The organism is Rhizobium sp. FG113, from assembly GCF_057809895.1.
In genome coordinates this window covers 72,090-91,600 of sequence record NZ_JBMDKV010000020.1, presented here as the reverse complement: position 1 = coordinate 91,600, position 19,511 = coordinate 72,090, and the positions used below count along the sequence as shown (strand labels likewise).

The following is a 19,511-nucleotide window of genomic DNA, read 5'->3' as shown; positions in this document are numbered from 1 at the left end:
CGCTACCGGTTGGGCTCTTCGCCCAGCATGACGCTGAACTCGGTCATGCGGCTCGCACGCGCGACGGCCTCATCACCGACAGCGCTGACAACCGCCGAGGACAGACAGTCGAGAAGCGCGATCACCGGAGGAAGGTTGTCCTGTTCTCCCGGCCGGGTCGGGGGGAGCGGCAGGATGAGATTGGCCTGATCGAGCACCCAGTTGGCGCTCTGGGCGCTGATGAGCACGACCTTGTATCCGTAGCGCCGGGCGATGCGGGCGAGCAGACGGGCCTTCTTGAAACGCTGGCTGTCGATGATCACGAGCAGCGCGCCTTCACCACTGACACGCGCGAAAAGCTCGGCGAACCGGTTTCCGCTGCCGTCGAGCGCATGCACGCCATCGCGCGCCTGCGTCAGGCGCTGGCTGAAATGCGTGGCGAAACTTGCCTGCGAGACATGGGTGGCGATGAACACCTCGCTTGCGGCGCGGATCATCGCTACCGCGTCGGTCCAGTGCTGCTGTCCTGTCAGATGATAGATGTGGTGCAGCGCCTGAATCTGCTCGGCGACCAGCACGGCGAGCGGCTTTCCGTCGGCGGCATCGACCTGCAGTTCCGACATCGAGGCCTGCATCTGCGTGGCCGAGACACCGGCGACGTCGCGGATCTGCACCTTGACGCTATCGAGCCCCTGATAGCCCAGCGCCCGCAGGAAGCGGCCGACGGTCATCGGGCTCAGATCCAGCCGGTCGGCCACCGAGGCCGCCGTTTCGAACGGAAGATCACTCAAGTGTTCGGTGAAATATTTCGCGATGCGACGTTCGGCGGGCGTGCCGGATTTCGCGTATTGGCGGAGCTTCTGAACAAAGTCTTCCACGGCAGCCGTCCCGATTTTGGGTGATGTTTCCTGTCTGCTTGAAACAAATCCTTGCGTCCGCAAATATTCGGAGCGCCCTGCAAGTAATCTTAGATGCTGATTTAAATATATATTATGAAAGGCTTTCGAACAACAATTCCCTCAATCCGGCGAAATAATTTCAGCCTTGCCGTTCAAAGATCAGATTCCTACATCATCGCCACAACCGGAGACGTCACCATGATCCTCGAAGCGGCGCGCCTTTCCATCACCAATCTCTTTGCCCCGGAAACGCGGTCGGTGTTCTGGAAAGTGCTCGGGCTGACCGTGCTCGCGCTGATCGGCCTGTGGCTGGCACTGCGCAGCGCGTTCATGGCTTTCGTCTTTCCCTGGATCGCCAGCTTCTTTCCCGCGATGCCCGATTGGGCGGGCTGGCTGGGTTTCGTCTTCGCCATCATGGCGGGGATCGGACTGGCGTTGGGGCTGGCACTTCTGCTGTCGCCGGTCACCGCGCTGATCGCCGGATTGTTTCTCGACGATGTCGCCGACGTGGTGGAGAAGCGCGATTATCCTGAAGACGTGCCGGGCACCGCCATGCCGCTTGGCCCGGCGATGCTGAGCTCGATCAAGTTCCTCGGCGTCGTCATCGTCGGCAATATCGTGGCGCTGTTTTTGCTGTTCATCCCTGGCGTCAACCTCGTCGCCTTCTTCCTCGTCAACGGCTATCTGCTCGGTCGGGAATTCTTCGAGTTCGCCGCCATGCGCTTCCGGCCACCGGCCGAGGCGCGGCTCTTCCGCCAGAAACATGCGCCGACGGTGTTTCTCGCCGGTCTCGTGATCACCGCTTTCCTGGCCATCCCGATCGTCAACCTGCTGACGCCACTGTTTGCCGCGGGCATGATGGTGCATCTGCACAAGCTGCTCTCGCGCAAGGAACTCGGCGTCCGGGTCTAGTCCTTAGTCGACGACTTCGCCGATCACCTGCGGCGGCAGTTCGACGAGCGGCGCCGGGATGTCGCAGCTCTTTTCGGGCGAGCGACAGAGATCGGCGATGACGCAGTGCTCGCATTCGGCGCGGCGGGCCTTGCAGGTGTAGCGGCCGTGCAGGATCAGCCAGTGATGGGCGTGGTAGAGGTAGTGCTTGGGCACCACCTTCATCAGCCGCTCCTCCACCTCGTCGGGCGTCTTGCCCGGCGCCAGCTTGATGCGGTTGGCGATGCGGAAGATATGCGTGTCGACCGCCATGGTCGCCTGGCCGAAGGCCATGGAGAGCACGACATTGGCGGTCTTGCGGCCGACGCCTGGGAGCATCACCAGCTCGTCTCGCGTCTGAGGCACCACGCCGCCGAAGACATCGACCAGCATGCGCGACAGGGCGATCACGTTCTTTGCCTTGTTGCGATAGAGCCCGATCGTCTTGATGTAATCGCGCACCTTCTCCTCGCCGAGATCGAGCATCTTCTGGGGCGTATCGGCCACCTTGAAGAGCGCGCGCGTTGCCTTGTTGACGCCGGCATCGGTTGCCTGCGCCGAGAGCGCCACGGCGACGACGAGCGTGAACGGATTGGAGTGCTCCAGCTCGCCCTTCGGCTCCGGCCGCTGCACGGAGAAGCGACGGAACATCTCCTCGCGCTCGGCCTCGCTATAGACGGAGCGGACGCTCGCCTTCTTCTTGCGGCGAACGACGGGTTTTTCGGGCTGCGACGATGTGGCGGAGGATTTGAGTTTCGGACTGGACATGGACAATCTATACTCGGCAGCCATGATGGAAAGCAACGCCGACAGCGCTGGTCAGCAGGCGGTTTTGGACCAGCCCGTGTTTTCAGCCGAGCTCTTTCCCCACCGGTCTCTCGGCCGCAAGGGGTTCAGGGTGTTCCTGCTGCTGTCGGGCGGCGTTTGCCTGCTCTACGGCCTGTTCTTCATCGCTACCGGCGCCTGGCCGATCGGCTTCTTCTTCGGCCTCGACTTCCTGCTCCTCTACGGTGCCTTCCGGCTGAATTACCGCTCGGCCAGGGCGCGCGAAATGGTGACCGTGTCGCGCACCGATATCGCGGTACGCAAGATCGCGCCTTCGGGGCGCATGGTTGAGCATCACTTCAACCCGTTCTGGACGCGCTTTTCGGTGCGCCGCCACGACGAGATCGGCATCCTCTCCATGCATATCTACGGACAGGGGCGGGCGACGGATATTGGCGGTTTTCTCAATCCCGATGACCGCGAGAGCTTCGCCAAGGCCTTCAAGCGGGCGCTGGCGACAGTCAAGCAGCGTATCTGATAATCATCTAATTCTGGCGCAAGAATCGGGTGGCTTCAACGATGCCGCTTGACTATCTCCTTGTGACAAGGAGAAAGATCATGAACATGGTAGCCAAGCTGAACCAAGACATCACGCCCGATGGTCCCGACTACGAGACCGTCCGCCAGGTGATCGAGCTGATCACCGAGGATTACCGTGAGCAGCCGTCGCTGGAAGCGATCGCCATGCGCCTCAATCAATCGCCGACGCAGCTGCAAAAGACCTTCACCCGCTGGGCCGGCCTTTCGCCGAAGGCCTTCCTGCAGGCGGTGACGCTCGATCATGCCAAGCGGCTGTTGCGCAAGGAGGAGCTGCCCCTACTGGAGACCTCCTTCGAGGTCGGTCTGTCAGGCCCCGGGCGGCTGCACGATCTCTTCGTGACGCACGAGGCGATGTCTCCCGGTGAATGGAAGGCGCGCGGCGGTGGGCTCACCATCCGCTATGGCTTCCACCCGTCGCCCTTCGGCATTGCGCTGGTCATGGCGACCGACCGTGGTCTGGCCGGCCTTGCCTTCGCCGATATCGGCGGCGAGGCGGCGTGCCTCGAGGACATGACCTGCCGTTGGCCGAACGCCGAATACGTCGAGGACCGCGAGGCGACGGCTCCTTACGCGACACGCATCTTCGAGCCGGGGCGCTGGACATCCGAGCAGCCGTTGCGCGTGGTGCTTATTGGTACCGACTTCCAGGTGCAGGTCTGGGAGAGCCTGCTCAAGATCCCCTTCGGCAAGGCCGTCACTTATAGCGACATCGCCAGCGACATCGGCCGTCCGACGGCGATGCGGGCGGTGGGGGCGGCAGTGGGCGCCAACCCGATCTCCTTCGTGGTGCCGTGTCATCGAGCCCTCGGCAAGAGCGGGGCGTTGACGGGTTATCACTGGGGGCTGACGCGCAAGCGGGCGATGCTCGGGTGGGAGTCGGCGCACGCTTGAGTGGGGTTGGGATGGATGGGGTTGTGGGTGTGGCCCCCTCATCCGACCCTTCGGGCCACCTTCTCCCCGCTGGGGAGAAGGGGAGGTTGGCGCGAGCGGCCCGCCCCGAATCTCTTCTCCCCAGCGGGGAGAAGGTGCCGGCAGGCGGATGAGGGGGCCTCACCCGCCGACGTCTCTACATCACGCGCCTCCAATCAATACTTCGACGGAACGTACAACTCCGGCGGCAGGACCTTGCGCTCGTAATCCGGGTTGAACACGCGCTCCGGCAAGGCGATCTCCTCGTGCGGCACGTCCTCATAGGGGAACTGCGACAAGAGATGGTCGATGCAGTTCAGGCGGGCGCGCTTCTTGTCGTTGCCTTCGACGATGTGCCAGGGAGCTTCCGGGATGTTGGTGCGGGCGAAGGTTTCTTCCTTGGCCTTGGTGTAGGCCTCCCAGCGGATGCGCGACTGCAGGTCCATCGGCGACAGCTTCCACTGCTTCAGCGGATCGTGGATGCGCACGAGGAAGCGCAGCTGCTGCTCTTCATCGGTGATCGAGAACCAGTATTTAACAAGGCGGATGCCGGAGCGGACCAGCATGCGCTCGAATTCGGGCACGTCGTTGAAGAACTGCTCGACCTGATCCTCGTCGGCAAAGCCCATGACGCGTTCGACGCCGGAGCGGTTGTACCAGGAGCGGTCGAAGAGCACGATCTCGCCGCCGGCAGGCAGATGCGGCACGTAGCGCTGGAAATACCATTGCGACTTCTCGCGGTCCGATGGTGCCGGAAGCGCCACGACGCGGGCGACGCGCGGGTTGAGACGCTGGGTGATGCGCTTGATGACGCCGCCCTTGCCGGCGGAATCGCGACCTTCGAAGATCACGACCACCTTTTCCTTGTGATAGGTGACCCAATCCTGCAGGCGGATCAGCTCGGACTGCAGCGCGATCAGCGAACGGAAATACTCGATGCGCGGCATCGATGGCGGGTGCGCCTTGCGGTAGATCTTGCGGATTTCCTCGGACAGCGCCGGCTCGGAGAGCTCGAGCTCGTAGTCTTCATCCAGCGTATCGGCCAGTTCGGCCTCGAGCCAGTCGGTTGAAGGCGTGCCTCTCATGGTGGTCATCTCGATCCCTGTTCAGATTTGTCGCTTCGGACGCTTGCGGAGCTGCCTAGCTTTGCGCCGCATGACGATATCATGAAAGCACGCACGGCAAGGCCACTCATGGCGCCAAATAAGCAGCGTGTCATGAAGGATATATGACGCTTCGGCCGGACGCAGAGATGCGTGCGGAAAGAGATCGGCAGGTGAGCGTGCTGCCGGCCTTTCGGATCAGCTCAGCGCGTCGGGGCGGTTGGCCTCTTTTACGTGGTCGTCGCTGTGCTTGCTGCGAATGCGGCGCACGGTGAGCCAGACGCCGAGGACGACGAAGGGCACGGCTGCACCCGTCAGCGTCTCCGGCGCGATCTCGACGCCGACGCCATGCAGAAGCTTGGCGAGATAGCCGACGAGGCCGATGACGTAATAGGAGATGGCGGCGACCGACAGGCCTTCGACCGTCTGCTGCAGGCGCAGCTGCAGATGCGCGCGCTTGTCCATCGAGGCCAGGATCTCGGTGTTGAACTTTTCCAGCTCGACATCGATCCAGCTGCGCAAAAGGGCCGTTGCGCGGGCGAGCTTGCGCGACAGGTCCGCCTGCCGCTCCTCGACCGACTGGCAGGTGCGCATGGCGGGCGCCAGCCGACGCTGCAGGAAGGCGCCGAGCGTCTCGTTGCCCGGGAGCGCCTTTTCGGCCAGCATGGCGACGCGCTCGAGCACGATGTTGTAATAGGCGCGGCTGGCGCCGAAGCGGTAGAGGCTGAGGGCAGCATTGGCCTCGAGCTCGGCGGCGAGGCGGGTGATCTCCGACAGCGTGGCGTCGGCTTCGGCGCGCGCATGCTGCTTCATGCCCTGCGTGATGGCGGTGAAGCTCGTTTCGATCTGGCGGATCTCGGGCGACAACGTCTGCGCCAGCGGCAGGCCCATCATGGCCAGCGTCCGGTAGGTCTCGATGTCGAGCAGGCGCTGCGCTAGCATGCCGCGGGCGCCATCCGTCATGCCATGGTCGAGCACCAGGAACTTGGTCAGCCCGTCGCCGTCCTGGCGGAAATCGGTGATCACGGTCGCCTGGCTATCGGCCACCATGCTCTGACAGAGGCTGGTCGGGTCGAAATTGGCGATGACGTCGGCGACATCCTCGCTATCGGGGCGGATCTCGATGCGAACGCCCGAGATGAAAGCGCCCGGTGCCGCAAAGCTGGCGCCGAAGGGATTGATGGGGATCTCGGCGCCGAATTCCGCCGGTGCCGGCGTGTCCCAGAAATAGGTCGAGAATTCCGTGTGGCGCTCCCAGCGCAGCGTGCCGCTGCCCCAGCTCATCGTGTGGTGGCTGGTGTCGGCGGCGGGCGCCGGAACACCCTGGGCAAGCGAGAGCGCCTTCAAGATCGCCTGGTCGGCGGCGAAGTTGGCCTCGGTCAGAAAAGCGACCTGGAAGATGACGCGGGAGACGGGGATCAGCGTATAGGGGCGCGAATGGATTTCGCCGAGCGCGCGGGCGCGGACATCGGCTACGGGAAACGAAAAGCTACGCTTCGACAAATCTTGCCTCCTGACTGTGCCCCCACGGCCAGTTCTTCCCTTGGCTATTATCAAATGGCCCGGCGCGTACGACGTGGCGGTTTGACGCAGAACGATCATGCGCCGGCCAATCGCGCCGTGTCGAGCGTTTCAGCTCCGTCCGCTGGGCCGAGGTCAGTGCGAAGCCGGCAATGGCCAGCGCGTCACCTTGCCGGCATAGAGCGCCCACCAGACGATGACCGGCTGCAGGGCGAGGCGCGGCAAATGATACCACCAACCCAAGGTGGCCGTGGTCGAGCCGAGATCGTCGATTGCGTGCTTTATGTTGGCCGGGAACACACAGACGGCATAGAGCGCCAGGCAGATGCCGGCCGGGCGGCGTAACCGTTCAGTCGTCAGGCCGATCGCGCCGGCAATTTCGCACAGGCCGGTGAACGCGATCATCGCGGCCGGGAAGGGAACCCAATCCGGGGTGATCGACAGGAACGCGGCTGGAAAGAGCAGGTGCGCGCAGCGGGCGATCATGTAGAGGCCGGCCAGGATAAATCTGCCGGTTGGGCTTTCCGCGTGGTCGGTGGAGGCATCTTCTGCGGCTTTGGTCATGCAGCATTTACGCAAATGACCGGCGTCTGGATGATGCGACGTATGTCGCCGATGCGCCCGATGCGTCAGGCGGCGTCGGCGAGCTCGATCAGGGCGCGGGCGGCGCTTTCGTCTGTGATCAGCGTGTTGCAGCCGATCCGCTTGATGGTGGCGCTGATGGCGACCGCGCGGTGGGCGCCGCCGGAGGAGAGCACGATGTGCTTGGCCTTCTTCAGCGTATCGAGATCGACGGACATCACCCGGCTGTTGATCGAATGATCGACAGTGTTGCCGTCCTTGTCGAGGAAATTGAACATGGTGTCGCAGACGCAGCCGGCATCGATCAGCTCCTGCAACTCGCCCTTGGAGATCCATCCCTCCGACAGCGAGGTCGAATGCGGGCCAATATCGCCGCAGCTGACGATCGCGAGATCGAGCGTCTCGGCGAGCCGGTAGATGGTATCGAGGCCGCACTTTTCGATGAGATTGCGCTTGGTCTCGGTGGAATCGACCAGAAGCGGCGCGAGGAACATGTAGCATTCGGCGCCGAGCTGGCTTGCGAGCCGCCAGGTATAATCGATCGGGTTGGTCTGATGGACGGCGACGATGCCGCCGAGCAGCGAGACGACCTTGCAATTGTCGCGGCGCGGCGGGCGGAAGCTCGACAGCGAGGCCGTCATGGTGCGGCCCCAGCCGACGCCGATCGTGTAGTTGTCGGGGATCGCTTCGGAGAGAAACTGGCCGAGCGCCAGCCCGACGCTTTTGGCCAGCGCATTCGGATCGGAGGTGACGGGTGCGGGCACCACGATCGCCTCGTCCAGGCCATAGGCGCGTTCCAGCTTCACCGACAGCTCGACGCAATCGCCGATCGAATCGTTGATCCAGATCTGCACCTCGCTGCGCTTCATCGCCTCGTCGAGCAGCCGGATGACGGTCGTGCGGCTGATGCCGAGTTGCTCGGCGACATCTTTTTGCGTCAATCCCTGGTTATAATAGAGCCAGGCAGCGCGCAGTCTGAGCGAGGAGGCTTCCGAATAGGCGGTGTGCGTGCCGCGTTTTAGCTTGACCACATCTCCTCCAAAAGCAAAGGCGCCCTAGATCCTGCTTAAGACAGGGCATGGTTTGTCGCCGCGATAATGACCGGTGTGACACTTATGTCAATTGAAATGCACAAATGTCCTTGACATTATGGCCCCGGAATAGCGATAGTCTTGGTAACTGGTCGTTCCGTCCATTGTAGGAGGCACTGTGCGGGCATATGGCAAATCGCAGCGGTCTTGCGCCGGGGCTCGATTGCCCTTGGACGTCTTCGTTGCGGCAGCCCGAGACGGGAACGATGGGGTGCTCGCCGACGTTTATGATGTAGGCCAAACGCGCGGGCACGATTTCACAGACAGCGACTTCAAAGACAGTACGGGCAATCCGTAGATCACCTCATTCGCCGGGTCTAAATGCTCCGGCTCGCAGCTCAAGTCAAAAGGACACGCGACCATGACATCCAAGCTTGACCAACTCCGCGAGATCACCACCGTCGTCGCCGACACCGGTGACATCGAAGCCGTTGCCCGCCTGAAGCCGGTCGATTGCACGACCAACCCGAGCATCGTTTTGAAGGCACTCGGCACGCCGATGTTCGCCGACGCGATCAAGGAAGCCGTTTCCTGGGGCAAGAAGCAGGGCGGCAATTCCGAAGCCGTTGCTTCCGCCGTTGCCGACCGTCTCGCCGTTTCCGTCGGTGCAGCGCTCTCCAAGCTCGTTCCCGGCCGCGTCTCGACCGAAGTCGACGCCGACCTTTCCTTCGACACCAAGGCGTCGGTTGAAAAGGCTCACGGCATCATCGCCGGCTACAAGGAACGCGGCATCGAGAAGGATCGCATCCTGATCAAGCTCGCTTCCACCTGGGAAGGCATTCGCGCCGCCGAAATCCTGCAGAAGGAAGGCATCGACTGCAACCTGACGCTCTTGTTCTCGCAGGCCCAGGCGATCGCCTGCGCCGACGCCAAGGCATTCCTCATCTCGCCCTTCGTCGGCCGTATCCTTGACTGGTACAAGAAGTCGACGGGCAAGGACTTCACGCCTGAGGAAGATCCGGGCGTACTCTCCGTTCGCGAGATCTACAACTACTACAAGGCCAACGACATCAAGACGATCGTCATGGGCGCCTCGTTCCGCAGCGCCGGCGAGATCGAAGCACTGGCCGGTTGCGACCGCCTGACGATCGCGCCGAACCTGCTCGACGAACTGTCGAACGACCAGGGCAAGCTGGAGCGCAAGCTGTCGCCCGAGGGCGCCAAGCCGATCTCCAAGATCGCCGTCGACGAAAAGACCTTCCGCTGGATGATGAACGAAGATGCCATGGCGACCGAAAAGCTCGCCGAAGGCATCCGCGCGTTTGCCAAGGACCTCGGCACGCTGCGCGCCATGGTCACCAAGGAACTGCAGCTCGCAGCCGCTTAAGGTTTTTGCGGGTAGTTGAATGACGGAAGGGCGGTGCCGGTGGCGCCGCCCTTTTTGCATTGTGGGGATATCGGGCCGCGTTCAGTCGATCGCCCAGATCCGCTTCGCATTCCCCTGATACAGCTTGTCGCGCTCGTCTTCGCTGCAGCCCGATGTCAGGGCGTGCGTGGCCGCTACCCAGGGCGTCAGTCCGCCGCCGAGGGTGCAGACGGGCCAGTCGCTGCCCCAGACGACGCGGTCCCAGCCGAAGCTTTCGATCGTGTGCTCGACATAGGGACGCAGGCTCTCGACCGACCAGCGTTCGAGATCGCCATAGGCGATGACACCGGAGATCTTGGCGGTGACGTTGGGTCGGCGGGAGAATTCGGTGATGCCGCGATGCCAGACGGTGCTCATGCCTGACTTGATCGGCGGATTGGCGCAGTGGTCGAGGATGAAGCGGACGTCCGGGTTGAGGTCGACAAGATCGAGAATGCGTTCGAACTGATGCGGGAAGACGCAGAGATCGAAGGTTAGCCGGGTATCAGCCAGGCGCGCGACGTTCTCGCGAAACAGCGGCCGCTCGGAGGTGTCGTCGGGCGCCACATGCAGGACGCGGCGGAAGCCCTTGATGAAGGGGTCCGCGAGGCAGCGTTCGAGATAGGCCGGAAAACCCTCATCCTCAGGACGGCAGGCGGCGATGGCGCCGCGCACGAGGCTTTTAGGCCTTTCGGCGATCTCCTTGATGAAGGTCGTTTCCTGTTCGATCGCATCACCTGATACATCGACTTCCATGTGCAGCACATTGGTGATGCCGCAGCGAAACGCGTCGCGCGCATAGTGCTCATAGAGGCTGTCGCGGTTAAGATCCGGCACGTCGGGGAGCCACGGGTAGTGCAGGCGATTACGGTCGATGACGTGCAGATGTGTGTCGAAGAGCATGCGGTTCCTCCCCCTTCATGCAGGCTTTTGTTGCCGTCCTCTCGTCCTTTGCCGGATTTTTCGATTGCTGACGCGGGCCTCCCACCCGTGTCAGCGTCCGGTGTCGGACAATGTGATTGACGACATAATGAATATAATGTTTGCATATGAATGAATGCGCCGCAAGCGCCACGCATCACGGGAGGAATTATGAGCCACGGTCTGGAAGGCAAGAAGGTCGTCGTCACGGCGGCTGGTCAGGGGATCGGACGCGCCAGCGCGGAGCGGTTCATTTCGCTCGGCGCCCATGTTTACGCCACCGATATCAACCAGGCGTCGCTTTCGACGCTGGCGGGCGCGACGACCACGGTTCTCGACGTGCTCGACGGGAACGCAGTTCGCGCCTTCGCAGAGGAGATCGGGCCGATCGACGTGCTCTTCAATTGCGCCGGCTTCGTGCATGCCGGCTCGATCCTCGATTGCGAGGAGAAGGACTGGGACTTCTCCTTCAACCTCAACGCCAAGGCGATGTACACCACCTGCCGCACCTTCCTTCCCGGCATGCTCGACAAGGGCAAGGGCTCGATCGTCAACATGGCGTCGGTGGCCTCGAGCGTGAAGGGTGTGCCGAACCGCTTTGCCTATAGCGCATCGAAAGCCGCCGTGATTGGGCTGACCAAGTCGATCGCGTCTGATTTCGTCGCCAAGGGCATCCGCGCCAACGCCATCTGCCCGGGGACCGTCGACAGCCCCTCGCTGCACGAGCGGCTGCGCGCTACCGGCGACTACGACAAGGCGCTCAGCGACTTCATCGCCCGCCAGCCGATGGGCCGGATCGCCACCGCCGAGGAGATCGCGGCACTCGTCACCTATCTCGCTGGCGACGAGGCCGGGTTCACGACAGGCCAGATCCATGTGGTCGATGGCGGCTGGACCGGCTGAGGCCATATTGCTCTTGCCGGTATCGAGCTGATATCGTTGGCGATCTCGCAGCGGCGGAGCATTTGGACCAATGACAGAGGTTACGTCTGGCGGCAGTGGCCGTCCCCTTCGGTTGCTGCGCAAGCACGCGATCTTCGTGATTGCAGTGCTCGTCGGCCTCGCGGTCTTCCTGCTTCTGACGACGCGCGAAGTGACGGCGCGCAATCTGTTGGCCGGCTGGAACGTCGCCGCGGTGATGTTCATCGTCGCCACATGGCGGCGGATGCTGAAGGCGAGCGTGGCGACGATCCGCAAGCGTTCTGCGGATCTCGATTTCTCGGACTCGCTTCTGATGTTCCTGTCGATCTCGGCAGCCCTTGCCAGCATCGCCGGCATCGGACTCGAGCTGCATCAGGTCAAGGAGGCGGCGCCCAGCGTCGCGCTCGGTCGGGCACTGGCGGCCGTCGTCACCATTCTGATCTCCTGGGTGTTCCTGCACACGCTGTTTACCGTGCATTACGCGCACCGCTTCTATGGCGGGGATGATGATGGCGATGGCGTCAAGGGAGACGGGCTGAAGTTTCCCGAGGGACTGGACGAGCCCGTATATTGGGATTTTCTCTACTACTCCTTCACGATCGGCGTCGCCTCGCAGACGGCGGATGTGGCGACGAGCTCGACTGTCATGCGCAAGCTGACGCTGCTGCATTCGGTACTGTCGTTTCTCTTCAATACGACCATCCTGGCGCTCGCCATCAATGTCGGCGCAAGCCTCCTTTAGAGGTAGGCGCACGCGATAGAGCCGTTTGGCAATCTGGTGTAAGAGAGGTTTCTTTCACCTGGGGTTGTTCTGGGGGCTTCATGGGGTCGTTGTCGCGCGAAAGATTGGCGGCGCTTGCCGGTTGCGATGCGGAGCAGCTGGATGCCGTGGCGCGGCTTCAGATCATCGAGGCCGGGCCGGAGGGCTATGCGGCCAGCGACGTCAGCCGGCTGCGGCTGGTGCTGGCGCTGAATGCCGCCGGCATCGCGCTGGAGACGCTCGCCACCGGTCTCAGACAACAGATCGTCTCGCTCGATTTCGCCAGCCAGCTGATGTTCGAGCCGGTCACCATGTCGGATATTTCGCTCGCGGACGCGCTTGCCGATGCGTCGCTCGATCTTGGCCGCGTCAATGCGCTGCATTCCAGCGCCGGGCTTTCGCCGATGTCGCCCAAGCGGGCGCTGCGGGAGGATGACGAGGAGTTCATCCGGCTGATCACCGAATGCACGGGGCTCGGCGCTTCCGACGAGGGCATGCAGCGGGTGCTGAGGGTGTTCGGCCAGTCGATGCGCCGCTGCGTGGACACGATGCGCGATCTCTTCCGCGCCGAGGTGGAAGCGCCGATGCTGGCGGCAGGTCTCAGCCATCGCGAGGTGCTCGCGGCAGGCGCGGCCACGCGGCTTTCGCTGCAGCGCATCGGCATTCGCATGCTCTTCCTGCTGCAGCGGCGGATGCTCGAGGAGGCGGTGTTCGACAATGTGGTCGGGCGGCTTCAGGACGCCTTGCGCGGGCTGGGTGCCGAAGCCGAAGGCGATCAGGCGCTACCGGCCGTGGCTTTCGCCGATCTCACAGGCTTCACCGCGCTGACGCGTGATATCGGCGATGTCAGGGCAGCCGAGAAGGCGGCGAGCTTCGAGGCGCTGGCGCAGCGTCTCGCCAATCTCGCCGGCGGGCGGATCGTCAAGACGCTGGGCGATGGGGTGATGATGCTGTTTCCGGATGCGGAGGCGGCGTTGAAGGCGTCACTGTCGCTCGTCGCCGAGAGTGCTGCGCATCAGCTGCCTGAGGTGAGAGTGGGTGTTGCAACCGGTCAGGTGGTGCCGCGCGATGGCGACATTTTCGGCCATACGGTCAATCTCGCTGCGCGGATCGCTTCGGTCGCCGCACCTTCGCAAGTGCTTGTCTGCGGCGGCACGCATGATGCCGCCACAGACGAGAGTTCGGAGATGAATTTCGAGGCGCTGGAACCGATGCCGCTCAAGGGCGTCGCCGATCCCGTATCGCTGTTTTCGGTCAAGACCGGGCTATAGAATAGGCTTCCTAGAGTATTGCCTGGCCGGCCATCAGCGCCAGGATCAGGAAGATCACGAAGATGATCAGCGCGATACCGAAGAGAACGCGCGCGATCGTCGCCGTCGCCGCGGAAATTCCGGAAAAGCCGAAGAAGCCCGCAATCAGCGAAATCACGAAAAAGATAAGAGCCCATTTCAGCATGGAGGCGTTCCTTCTAGTTGGTCCGATAGAAGACGCGCCAGAGCGAAAAAGGTTCCATATCCAATGAGATAGCGGTGACGTTTTGGAGTGTTGCAGGTTTCGCGGCGCGTTATGGCCATCAGTCAAAAACCAATTAGTATTGACTAATTGATTAGTGATTGCTATTGAATGACTATGACAGAAGCCGAGACCATCACGACAGTCATGCGCGCGCTTGCCGACCCCACCCGGCGGGCGGTGTTCGAACGCATCGCCAAGGCCGAGGAGATCACCGTGGCGGAGCTTACCCGGACAAGCAATGTGACCCAGGGGGCGATCTCGCAACATGTGAAGACCTTGAAACAGGCAGGCCTCGTCAGCGAGCGGCCGGAGGGTCGCAACGTCTATTATCGGGCGCAGCCGGCTGGCCTGGAGCCGCTGGCGGATTGGATGAGCCACTACGGCGTATTCTGGCGCGAGCGCTTTGCCGATCTGAGAGACCTGCTGAAGGAAATCGACCCATGACCGACCATGCCGACACGTCATCCATCGTCCTGGATGAGGTCTTTCCGCATAGACGCGAGATCCTCTGGAAGGCGCTGACATCGGGCGCGCTGATGGGGCGATGGCTGATGGAGCCCAAGGGGTTCGAGGCCGTCGTCGGCAATCGCTTCACATTCCAGACCAAGCCCGCCGGCGAGTGGGACGGCACCATCCTTTGCGAGGTGCTTGAGGTCGTGGAAGGGCAGCGGCTTTCCTATGCCTGGAGGGGCGGCCACGAGACCAATCAGGGCTACGGCTCGAAGCTTGAGACGATCGTCACCTTCACCCTTGCCGAAGCGGAAGCGGGCACGCGGTTGCTCCTGGTGCATTCGGGCTTCGTGCTGCCGAAGAACGATGCCGCCTATCGCAACATGAGCGAGGGCTGGAAGAAGGTCGTCGAGCGCCTGGACACTGTTGTCGCCGAGGAGGCGTCGCAGACGCTGCATTAAATCCAGAGGAGGAGAATGTCATGAACGCATCCTATACCGGCGGCTGCGCCTGCGGCGCCATGCGCTACGAGATCGCCGGCGAGCCCGTTGTCATGCTCGATTGCCAGTGCCGCCAATGCCAGCGCGACAGTGGCACCGGCCACCAGTCGCACCTGACCTTCGTTGCCGCCGAGGTGACGCTGAAGGGCGAGGTATCGCAATGGCAGAGCATGGGCGATGGCGGTACGGTGAAGCGGCGCGCCTTCTGTCCGACCTGCGGCTCGCATGTCTACCTGACATTTCCCGACATGCCGGATGTGTTCATCGTCACGCCATCAAGCCTCGACGATCCTAGCCGCTACAAGCCGCAACTGGTGGCATGGACCGCCGCCGGCCACGCCTGGGATCACCTCGATCCGGCCTTGCCGACATTCGAGGCCATGCCGCCGCGCTGAGTATTGACGAGAACGCCGCCGCTGTTGCCAACGGCGGCGTTCTCGGTCTGCATGGCATGCGTCAGCCGTGGTTGATCATCACGTGGCGGACGGCGGTGTAGTCTTCCAGTGCGTAGACGGACATGTCCTTGCCGTAGCCCGATTGCTTCAGGCCGCCATGCGGCATCTCGTTGGTCAGCATGAAGTGGGTGTTGATCCAGGTGCAGCCATATTGCAGGCGGGCGGCGGTCTTCATGCCGCGGCTGATGTCCTTGGTCCAGACGGACGATGCCAGGCCATAGTCGCTGTCGTTGGCCCAGGTGACGGCATCCTCGACATCGGTGAAGCGGGTGACGGAAACGACCGGGCCGAAAACTTCGCGGCGAACGATCTCGTCTTCCTGCGTGGCGCCGGCAATGACCGTTGGCGTGTAGAAGAAACCCTTGTCGCCCGAGGTCTTGCCGCCTGTCGTGATCTCCATGTGCTTGTGCTCGCCGGCGCGGGCGACGAAGCTCTCGACGCGGTCGCGCTGGCGCTTGGAGATCAGCGGGCCGATCTCGTTTTCGGCGTCGTCGGCAAGGTTGAACTTGATCGAGGAGACTGCCGAGGAGAGGTCGGCGACGAACCTGTCGTAGACCTTTGCGTCGGCATAGATGCGGCAGGCGGCGGTGCAGTCCTGGCCGGCATTGTAATAGCCGAAGGTGCGGATGCCCGAGACGACCGCATCGATATCGGCGTCGTCGAAGACGATCACAGGGGCCTTGCCGCCGAGTTCCAGATGGGTGCGCTTGACGGTCTTTGCGGCCGCCTGCAGCACCTTCTTGCCGGTGGCGACATCGCCGGTGATCGACAGCATCGAGATTTTCGGGTGGTTGATCAGCGCGTTGCCGACGCTTTCGCCGCGGCCGAGAATGACGTTGACGACGCCTTCGGGCAGGATGTCGGAGAGGAGCTTGGCCATCTTCAGCGCCGTCAGCGGTGTCTGTTCGGAGGGCTTGAAGACGACGGTGTTGCCGCCGGCAATCGCTGGCGCCAGCTTCCAGGCCATCATCATCAGCGGGTAGTTCCACGGCGCGATCGAGCCGACGATGCCGATGGCGTCGCGGCGGATCATCGAGGTGTGACCGGGTAGATATTCACCGGCGACCGGGCCGTGCAGGTTGCGCACCGCGCCGGCGAAGAAGCGGTAGCAATCGACGATTGCCGGGATCTCGTCGTTCAGCACCGCGTTGATCGGCTTGCCGCAGTTCAGCGCTTCCAGCGTCGCGAAGCCTGCGGCATCCTTCTCGATCGCGTCGGCGATCTTGAGCAGATAGCCGGCGCGCTCGCCTGGTGTCGTCTGCGACCACGCGGAGAAGGCTTTCTCGGCGGCGTCGACGGCGGCGTCGATCTGGCCGAGCGATGCCTCGGCGAGGCTCAGCACGGTTTCGCCGGTCTTCGGGTTCAGGATGTTTTCTTCGATCTCGGTGCCCGCTTCGAAGCGGGATCCAATCAGCATCGCGGTGTCCATGATGTTCTCCCTTGTTGTCGATGGGGCGGGATGGGGGTATCCCGCGCTCCGGTTATTTTCCAGCTCCGGCGACCTGATCGCCGTCGCGCGTGAGGTAGTAGGCTGCCAGGATCGGCAGGAAGGTGACGAGCACGACGACCATGGCGACCACGTTGGTGACGGGGCGCTGGCGCGGGCGGATCAGCTCTTCCAGCATCCAGATCGGCAGCGTCGATTGCTGACCGCCGGTAAAGGTGGTGACGATGACCTCGTCGAAGGAGAGCGCGAAGGCCAGCATGCCGCCGGCCAGAAGCGCGGTGCCGATATTCGGCAGGATGACGTGGCGGAAGGTCTGGAAGCCATCGGCGCCGAGATCCATCGAGGCCTCGATCAGCGAGCCCTGGGTGCGGCGGAAGCGGGCGACGGCGTTGTTATAGACGACCACGACGCAGAAGGTGGCGTGGCCGAGCACGATCGTCCAGACCGAGAAGGGGATGTCGAACAGGCTGAAGGCCGAGCGCAGCGCGATGCCGGTGATGATGCCAGGCAGCGCGATCGGCAGGATGACCAGCAGCGAGATCGCCTCGCGGCCGAAGAACTTCGTCTGGCTGACGGCGGCGGCGCAGAGCGTGCCGAGCACCAGCGCGATCGCGGTGGCGTTGCAGGCGACCTGCACGGAAAGCCCAAGGGCGGCCCAGACATCCGGCCGGTTCCAGGCAATCCCGAACCACTGCACCGTCAGCCCCGGCGGCGGCCACTGGTAGCTCTTCTCCTCCGTCGTGAAGGCGTAGACGAAGATCAAAAGGATCGGCAGGTGCAGGAAGAGCAGCCCGCCGGCGGCGGCGATCTTGAGCGCGAGCGGCGCGCGTTGGCCACGGTCAGAGCGCATCGAAGGCTCCCTGTTTCTTGGCCAGCCACAAATAGACGGCCATGATGACGATGGGGACGACGGAGAAGGCGGCGGCGAGCGGCACGTTCCCTGCCGTTCCCTGTTGCGCATAGACCGCCTGGCCGATGAAGAGGCGCGAGGAGCCGATGATCTGCGGGATGATATAATCGCCCAGCGTCAGCGAGAAGGTGAAGATCGATCCGGCGACGATGCCGGGCAGCGCCAGCGGAAAGAGCACGGTGCGAAAGGTCTGGCCCGGCGTGGCGCCGAGATCGGAAGAGGCCTCGATCAGGTTGCCCTGCACGCGCTCGAGGGCGGCCTGGGTCGGCAGGATCATGTAGGGCAGCCAGACATAGACGAAGACGAGGAAGGTGCCGATATAGCTCACCGACAGCGAGTTGCCGCCGACGACGGGCAGAGCGAGCACGCCGTCGAGCAGCCAGGCCAAATGCAACTTGGCGAAGAACCAGGTGAGGATGCCTTCCTTGGCGAGGATCAGCTTCCAGGCGTAGATCTTGACGAGATAGCTCGACCAGAGCGGCAGCATGACGCCGAGATAGAAGAGCGCCTTCCATTTGCCCTTGGCGTAACGAGCTGCGTAATAGGCGATCGGGAAGGCGACGACGGCGGAGGCCAGCGTCACCAGCGCAGCCATCAGCACCGTTCTCACGATGATGTCGAAATTGGTCGGCGACAGCAGCTGGGCATAGGTTGCCAGGGTGAATTCGTAGTTCACCAGGCCGGAGAAATCGTCGATCGAAAAGAAGCTCTGCAACAGAAGCGCCAGGAGCGAGCCGATATAGATGATGCCGAGCCAGAGCAGCGGCGGCGTCAGCATCAGGAAGAGCAGAAGCTTCGGGCGGCGCCAGAACATATCGGAGAGCCGGCCGAAGAAACCACCGCGTCCGGGCAGGATCGAGGTCGTCGTCTCCTCGTGGGTGAGCGCGATCGCGGTCATGCGGCGTCGTCCATGTAGTGCACATCGACCGGCTGCCAGGAGAGGCGGACATCGGCGCCGACTTCGGGGACAGTGGCGCCGGCGGGCAGCATGACATGCAGGCGCGTGCCTCGGGCCGCGACGGTCAGCCTCGTCGCGGCGCCGAGGAAGCTGGCGTTTTCGACGCGGGATTCGACGCCGTCTCCGGTGAGGCGGATCGCCTCCGGGCGCAGGCTCGCCCAGCGCTTCTCGCCGCCGAGCGCGGTCATCAGGTCGGGAGCGATCACATTGGAGGAGCCGACGAAATCGGCGACGAAGCGGGTTTTCGGGCGGTTATAGATATCCTGCGGCGTGCCCTCTTGCACGATGCCGCCATCGTTGAAGACGGCGACGCGGTCGGCCATGGAGAGTGCTTCGCCCTGGTCGTGGGTGACGAAGACGAAGGTGATGCCGAGCGCGCGCTGCAGACCTTTCAGTTCCTCCTGCATCTGCTCGCGCAGCTTCAGGTCCAGCGCGCCAAGCGGTTCGTCGAGCAGCAGCACGCGCGGCTTGTTGACCAGCGCCCGGGCGAGCGCCACGCGCTGCCGCTGGCCGCCGGAGAGTTGTCCGGGTTTGCGCGCGCCGTAGCCGGGGAGTTTCACCAGCTCCAGCGCCTGTTCGGCAGCTTTCGTACGCTCCATCTTGCCGACGCCCTTGACCATCAGCCCGTAGGCGACGTTGTCGAGGATGTTCAGGTGCGGGAAGAGCGCGTAGTCCTGGAAGACGGTGTTGACGTTGCGCCTGTATGGCGGCACGCCCTCGGCGGTCTCGCCGAAAATCTCGATATGCCCCGCTGTCGGCTGCTCGAAGCCGGCGATCAGGCGCAGGCATGTGGTCTTGCCCGAACCCGACGGCCCCAGCATGGCGAAGAACTCGCCCGGCGCGATCTCGAGATCAACGCCATCGACGGCGCGAACGGCGCCGAAATGGCGGGAGACCTTCTGGAAACGGACGGCGGGTGTCATTTGGGGGGCTCCTCGGGATTTCATCTT

The 19,511-nt window shown here is 63.2% G+C and carries 22 protein-coding genes and 1 pseudogene; 11 read left to right on the top strand and 12 right to left on the bottom strand.

Annotated features, from left to right (window positions below):
* Nucleotides 1-2: 2 nt before the first annotated feature.
* Nucleotides 3-857 (bottom strand): MurR/RpiR family transcriptional regulator, encoded by an 855-nt coding sequence (locus ACODTZ_RS30490; protein ID WP_289729645.1) that lies wholly within the window; start codon nt 855-857, stop codon nt 3-5.
* A gap of 219 nt (nt 858-1,076) precedes the next feature.
* On the opposite strand from ACODTZ_RS30490, the gene ACODTZ_RS30485 reads away from it, so the two are divergent.
* Complete coding sequence (locus ACODTZ_RS30485; protein ID WP_112981789.1) at nt 1,077-1,790, top strand: sulfate transporter family protein; 714 nt, start codon at nt 1,077-1,079, stop codon at nt 1,788-1,790.
* Nucleotides 1,791-1,793: 3 nt separating this feature from the next.
* On the opposite strand, the gene nth is transcribed toward ACODTZ_RS30485, so the two are convergent.
* The gene (gene nth / locus ACODTZ_RS30480) at nt 1,794-2,576 is read right to left on the bottom strand and encodes an endonuclease III (RefSeq protein ID WP_489030337.1); all 783 of its coding nucleotides are present in this window, start codon (nt 2,574-2,576) and stop codon (nt 1,794-1,796) included.
* A gap of 22 nt (nt 2,577-2,598) precedes the next feature.
* On the opposite strand from nth, the gene ACODTZ_RS30475 reads away from it, so the two are divergent.
* The 3 genes and pseudogenes from ACODTZ_RS30475 to ACODTZ_RS30465 form a co-directional block, all read left to right on the top strand.
* Nucleotides 2,599-3,111 carry a DUF2244 domain-containing protein gene (locus tag ACODTZ_RS30475; protein ID WP_489030374.1) on the top strand — a complete coding sequence of 171 codons (513 nt, stop codon included), beginning with the start codon at nt 2,599-2,601 and terminating at the stop codon, nt 3,109-3,111.
* 80 nt (nt 3,112-3,191) lie between these two features.
* Nucleotides 3,192-4,064, top strand: a complete 873-nt coding sequence (locus ACODTZ_RS30470) for a methylated-DNA--[protein]-cysteine S-methyltransferase (protein WP_489030335.1) — start codon at nt 3,192-3,194, stop codon at nt 4,062-4,064.
* Nucleotides 4,065-4,075: 11 nt separating this feature from the next.
* Nucleotides 4,076-4,232, top strand: a pseudogene (locus tag ACODTZ_RS30465) (endonuclease domain-containing protein); the annotation flags it as partial.
* A 26-nt stretch (nt 4,233-4,258) separates the two neighbouring features.
* Here the strand turns inward: ACODTZ_RS30465 and ppk2 are convergent.
* The 4 genes from ppk2 to ACODTZ_RS30445 all read right to left on the bottom strand — a co-directional run bounded on the left by ppk2 (nt 4,259) and on the right by ACODTZ_RS30445 (nt 8,319).
* On the bottom strand, nt 4,259-5,176 hold the full coding sequence (ppk2, locus tag ACODTZ_RS30460; RefSeq protein ID WP_018902013.1) for a polyphosphate kinase 2: 918 nt from the start codon (nt 5,174-5,176) through the stop codon (nt 4,259-4,261).
* Nucleotides 5,177-5,383: 207 nt separating this feature from the next.
* Nucleotides 5,384-6,688 carry a DUF3422 family protein gene (locus ACODTZ_RS30455; RefSeq protein ID WP_209191768.1) on the bottom strand — a complete coding sequence of 435 codons (1,305 nt, stop codon included), beginning with the start codon at nt 6,686-6,688 and terminating at the stop codon, nt 5,384-5,386.
* Nucleotides 6,689-6,841: 153 nt separating this feature from the next.
* Nucleotides 6,842-7,270: a DoxX family protein gene (locus ACODTZ_RS30450; protein ID WP_489030332.1), complete on the bottom strand. Its 429-nt coding sequence runs from the start codon at nt 7,268-7,270 to the stop codon at nt 6,842-6,844.
* Between the two features lie 65 nt (nt 7,271-7,335).
* Nucleotides 7,336-8,319 (bottom strand): sugar-binding transcriptional regulator, encoded by a 984-nt coding sequence (locus tag ACODTZ_RS30445; protein ID WP_047509771.1) that lies wholly within the window; start codon nt 8,317-8,319, stop codon nt 7,336-7,338.
* 421 nt (nt 8,320-8,740) lie between these two features.
* Here ACODTZ_RS30445 and tal point away from each other — a divergent pair, with 421 nt between their 5' ends.
* Nucleotides 8,741-9,706, top strand: coding sequence for a transaldolase (tal, locus tag ACODTZ_RS30440; RefSeq protein WP_113200039.1), 966 nt, complete (start codon nt 8,741-8,743; stop codon nt 9,704-9,706).
* An 81-nt stretch (nt 9,707-9,787) separates the two neighbouring features.
* On the opposite strand, the gene ACODTZ_RS30435 is transcribed toward tal, so the two are convergent.
* Nucleotides 9,788-10,627 carry an amidohydrolase family protein gene (locus ACODTZ_RS30435; protein WP_489030330.1) on the bottom strand — a complete coding sequence of 280 codons (840 nt, stop codon included), beginning with the start codon at nt 10,625-10,627 and terminating at the stop codon, nt 9,788-9,790.
* Nucleotides 10,628-10,816: 189 nt separating this feature from the next.
* Between ACODTZ_RS30435 and ACODTZ_RS30430 the strand changes: the two genes are divergently transcribed.
* From ACODTZ_RS30430 to ACODTZ_RS30420, 3 genes are all read left to right on the top strand, one after another.
* Nucleotides 10,817-11,548 carry an SDR family oxidoreductase gene (locus ACODTZ_RS30430; RefSeq protein WP_018902007.1) on the top strand — a complete coding sequence of 244 codons (732 nt, stop codon included), beginning with the start codon at nt 10,817-10,819 and terminating at the stop codon, nt 11,546-11,548.
* 70 nt (nt 11,549-11,618) lie between these two features.
* Complete coding sequence (locus ACODTZ_RS30425) at nt 11,619-12,308, top strand: DUF1345 domain-containing protein (RefSeq protein WP_489030328.1); 690 nt, start codon at nt 11,619-11,621, stop codon at nt 12,306-12,308.
* Between the two features lie 80 nt (nt 12,309-12,388).
* On the top strand, nt 12,389-13,597 hold the full coding sequence (locus tag ACODTZ_RS30420; RefSeq protein ID WP_489030326.1) for an adenylate/guanylate cyclase domain-containing protein: 1,209 nt from the start codon (nt 12,389-12,391) through the stop codon (nt 13,595-13,597).
* A gap of 10 nt (nt 13,598-13,607) precedes the next feature.
* On the opposite strand, the gene ACODTZ_RS30415 is transcribed toward ACODTZ_RS30420, so the two are convergent.
* A complete protein-coding gene (locus tag ACODTZ_RS30415; RefSeq protein WP_047509759.1) occupies nt 13,608-13,781 on the bottom strand; it encodes a DUF1328 domain-containing protein in 174 nt (57 codons plus the stop codon).
* A gap of 174 nt (nt 13,782-13,955) precedes the next feature.
* On the opposite strand from ACODTZ_RS30415, the gene ACODTZ_RS30410 reads away from it, so the two are divergent.
* From ACODTZ_RS30410 to ACODTZ_RS30400, 3 genes are read left to right on the top strand one after another with little or no spacing between them, the layout of a single operon-like run.
* On the top strand, nt 13,956-14,285 hold the full coding sequence (locus tag ACODTZ_RS30410; RefSeq protein ID WP_489030372.1) for an ArsR/SmtB family transcription factor: 330 nt from the start codon (nt 13,956-13,958) through the stop codon (nt 14,283-14,285).
* A complete protein-coding gene (locus ACODTZ_RS30405) occupies nt 14,282-14,752 on the top strand; it encodes an SRPBCC family protein (protein WP_489030324.1) in 471 nt (156 codons plus the stop codon). The genes ACODTZ_RS30410 and ACODTZ_RS30405 overlap by 4 nt, the downstream gene beginning before the upstream one ends.
* A 20-nt stretch (nt 14,753-14,772) precedes the next feature.
* A complete protein-coding gene (locus tag ACODTZ_RS30400) occupies nt 14,773-15,186 on the top strand; it encodes a GFA family protein (protein WP_489030322.1) in 414 nt (137 codons plus the stop codon).
* A 61-nt stretch (nt 15,187-15,247) separates the two neighbouring features.
* Here ACODTZ_RS30400 and ACODTZ_RS30395 read toward each other — a convergent pair whose 3' ends face one another.
* Genes ACODTZ_RS30395 through ACODTZ_RS30380 form a run of 4 tightly spaced genes read right to left on the bottom strand, consistent with a single transcriptional unit; the run spans nt 15,248 to nt 19,484 of the window.
* On the bottom strand, nt 15,248-16,675 hold the full coding sequence (locus tag ACODTZ_RS30395; protein WP_489030320.1) for a gamma-aminobutyraldehyde dehydrogenase: 1,428 nt from the start codon (nt 16,673-16,675) through the stop codon (nt 15,248-15,250).
* Between the two features lie 52 nt (nt 16,676-16,727).
* Complete coding sequence (locus ACODTZ_RS30390; RefSeq protein WP_489030318.1) at nt 16,728-17,543, bottom strand: ABC transporter permease; 816 nt, start codon at nt 17,541-17,543, stop codon at nt 16,728-16,730.
* Nucleotides 17,533-18,501, bottom strand: a complete 969-nt coding sequence (locus ACODTZ_RS30385) for an ABC transporter permease (RefSeq protein WP_489030316.1) — start codon at nt 18,499-18,501, stop codon at nt 17,533-17,535. Before ACODTZ_RS30385 ends, ACODTZ_RS30390 begins: the two co-directional genes overlap by 11 nt.
* Nucleotides 18,498-19,484: an ABC transporter ATP-binding protein gene (locus ACODTZ_RS30380; RefSeq protein WP_489030314.1), complete on the bottom strand. Its 987-nt coding sequence runs from the start codon at nt 19,482-19,484 to the stop codon at nt 18,498-18,500. The genes ACODTZ_RS30385 and ACODTZ_RS30380 overlap by 4 nt, the downstream gene beginning before the upstream one ends.
* Between the last annotated feature and the right edge of the window lie 27 nt (nt 19,485-19,511).

Bases quoted from the DNA above. Each gene is read 5' to 3' on its own strand.
- ACODTZ_RS30475 (WP_489030374.1), top strand. From the start codon at position 2,599: ATGATGGAAAGCAACGCCGACAGCGCTGGTCAGCAGGCGGTTTTGGAC.
- tal (WP_113200039.1), top strand. From the start codon at position 8,741: ATGACATCCAAGCTTGACCAACTCCGCGAGATCACCACCGTCGTCGCC.
- ACODTZ_RS30435 (WP_489030330.1), bottom strand. From the start codon at position 10,627: ATGCTCTTCGACACACATCTGCACGTCATCGACCGTAATCGCCTGCAC.
- ppk2 (WP_018902013.1), bottom strand. From the start codon at position 5,176: ATGACCACCATGAGAGGCACGCCTTCAACCGACTGGCTCGAGGCCGAA.
- ACODTZ_RS30450 (WP_489030332.1), bottom strand. From the start codon at position 7,270: ATGACCAAAGCCGCAGAAGATGCCTCCACCGACCACGCGGAAAGCCCA.
- ACODTZ_RS30385 (WP_489030316.1), bottom strand. From the start codon at position 18,501: ATGACCGCGATCGCGCTCACCCACGAGGAGACGACGACCTCGATCCTG.
- ACODTZ_RS30430 (WP_018902007.1), top strand. From the start codon at position 10,817: ATGAGCCACGGTCTGGAAGGCAAGAAGGTCGTCGTCACGGCGGCTGGT.
- ACODTZ_RS30390 (WP_489030318.1), bottom strand. From the start codon at position 17,543: ATGCGCTCTGACCGTGGCCAACGCGCGCCGCTCGCGCTCAAGATCGCC.
- nth (WP_489030337.1), bottom strand. From the start codon at position 2,576: ATGTCCAGTCCGAAACTCAAATCCTCCGCCACATCGTCGCAGCCCGAA.
- ACODTZ_RS30420 (WP_489030326.1), top strand. From the start codon at position 12,389: ATGGGGTCGTTGTCGCGCGAAAGATTGGCGGCGCTTGCCGGTTGCGAT.
- ACODTZ_RS30395 (WP_489030320.1), bottom strand. From the start codon at position 16,675: ATGGACACCGCGATGCTGATTGGATCCCGCTTCGAAGCGGGCACCGAG.
- ACODTZ_RS30380 (WP_489030314.1), bottom strand. From the start codon at position 19,484: ATGACACCCGCCGTCCGTTTCCAGAAGGTCTCCCGCCATTTCGGCGCC.
- ACODTZ_RS30425 (WP_489030328.1), top strand. From the start codon at position 11,619: ATGACAGAGGTTACGTCTGGCGGCAGTGGCCGTCCCCTTCGGTTGCTG.
- ACODTZ_RS30415 (WP_047509759.1), bottom strand. From the start codon at position 13,781: ATGCTGAAATGGGCTCTTATCTTTTTCGTGATTTCGCTGATTGCGGGC.
- ACODTZ_RS30400 (WP_489030322.1), top strand. From the start codon at position 14,773: ATGAACGCATCCTATACCGGCGGCTGCGCCTGCGGCGCCATGCGCTAC.
- ACODTZ_RS30485 (WP_112981789.1), top strand. From the start codon at position 1,077: ATGATCCTCGAAGCGGCGCGCCTTTCCATCACCAATCTCTTTGCCCCG.
- ACODTZ_RS30410 (WP_489030372.1), top strand. From the start codon at position 13,956: ATGACAGAAGCCGAGACCATCACGACAGTCATGCGCGCGCTTGCCGAC.
- ACODTZ_RS30470 (WP_489030335.1), top strand. From the start codon at position 3,192: ATGAACATGGTAGCCAAGCTGAACCAAGACATCACGCCCGATGGTCCC.
- ACODTZ_RS30405 (WP_489030324.1), top strand. From the start codon at position 14,282: ATGACCGACCATGCCGACACGTCATCCATCGTCCTGGATGAGGTCTTT.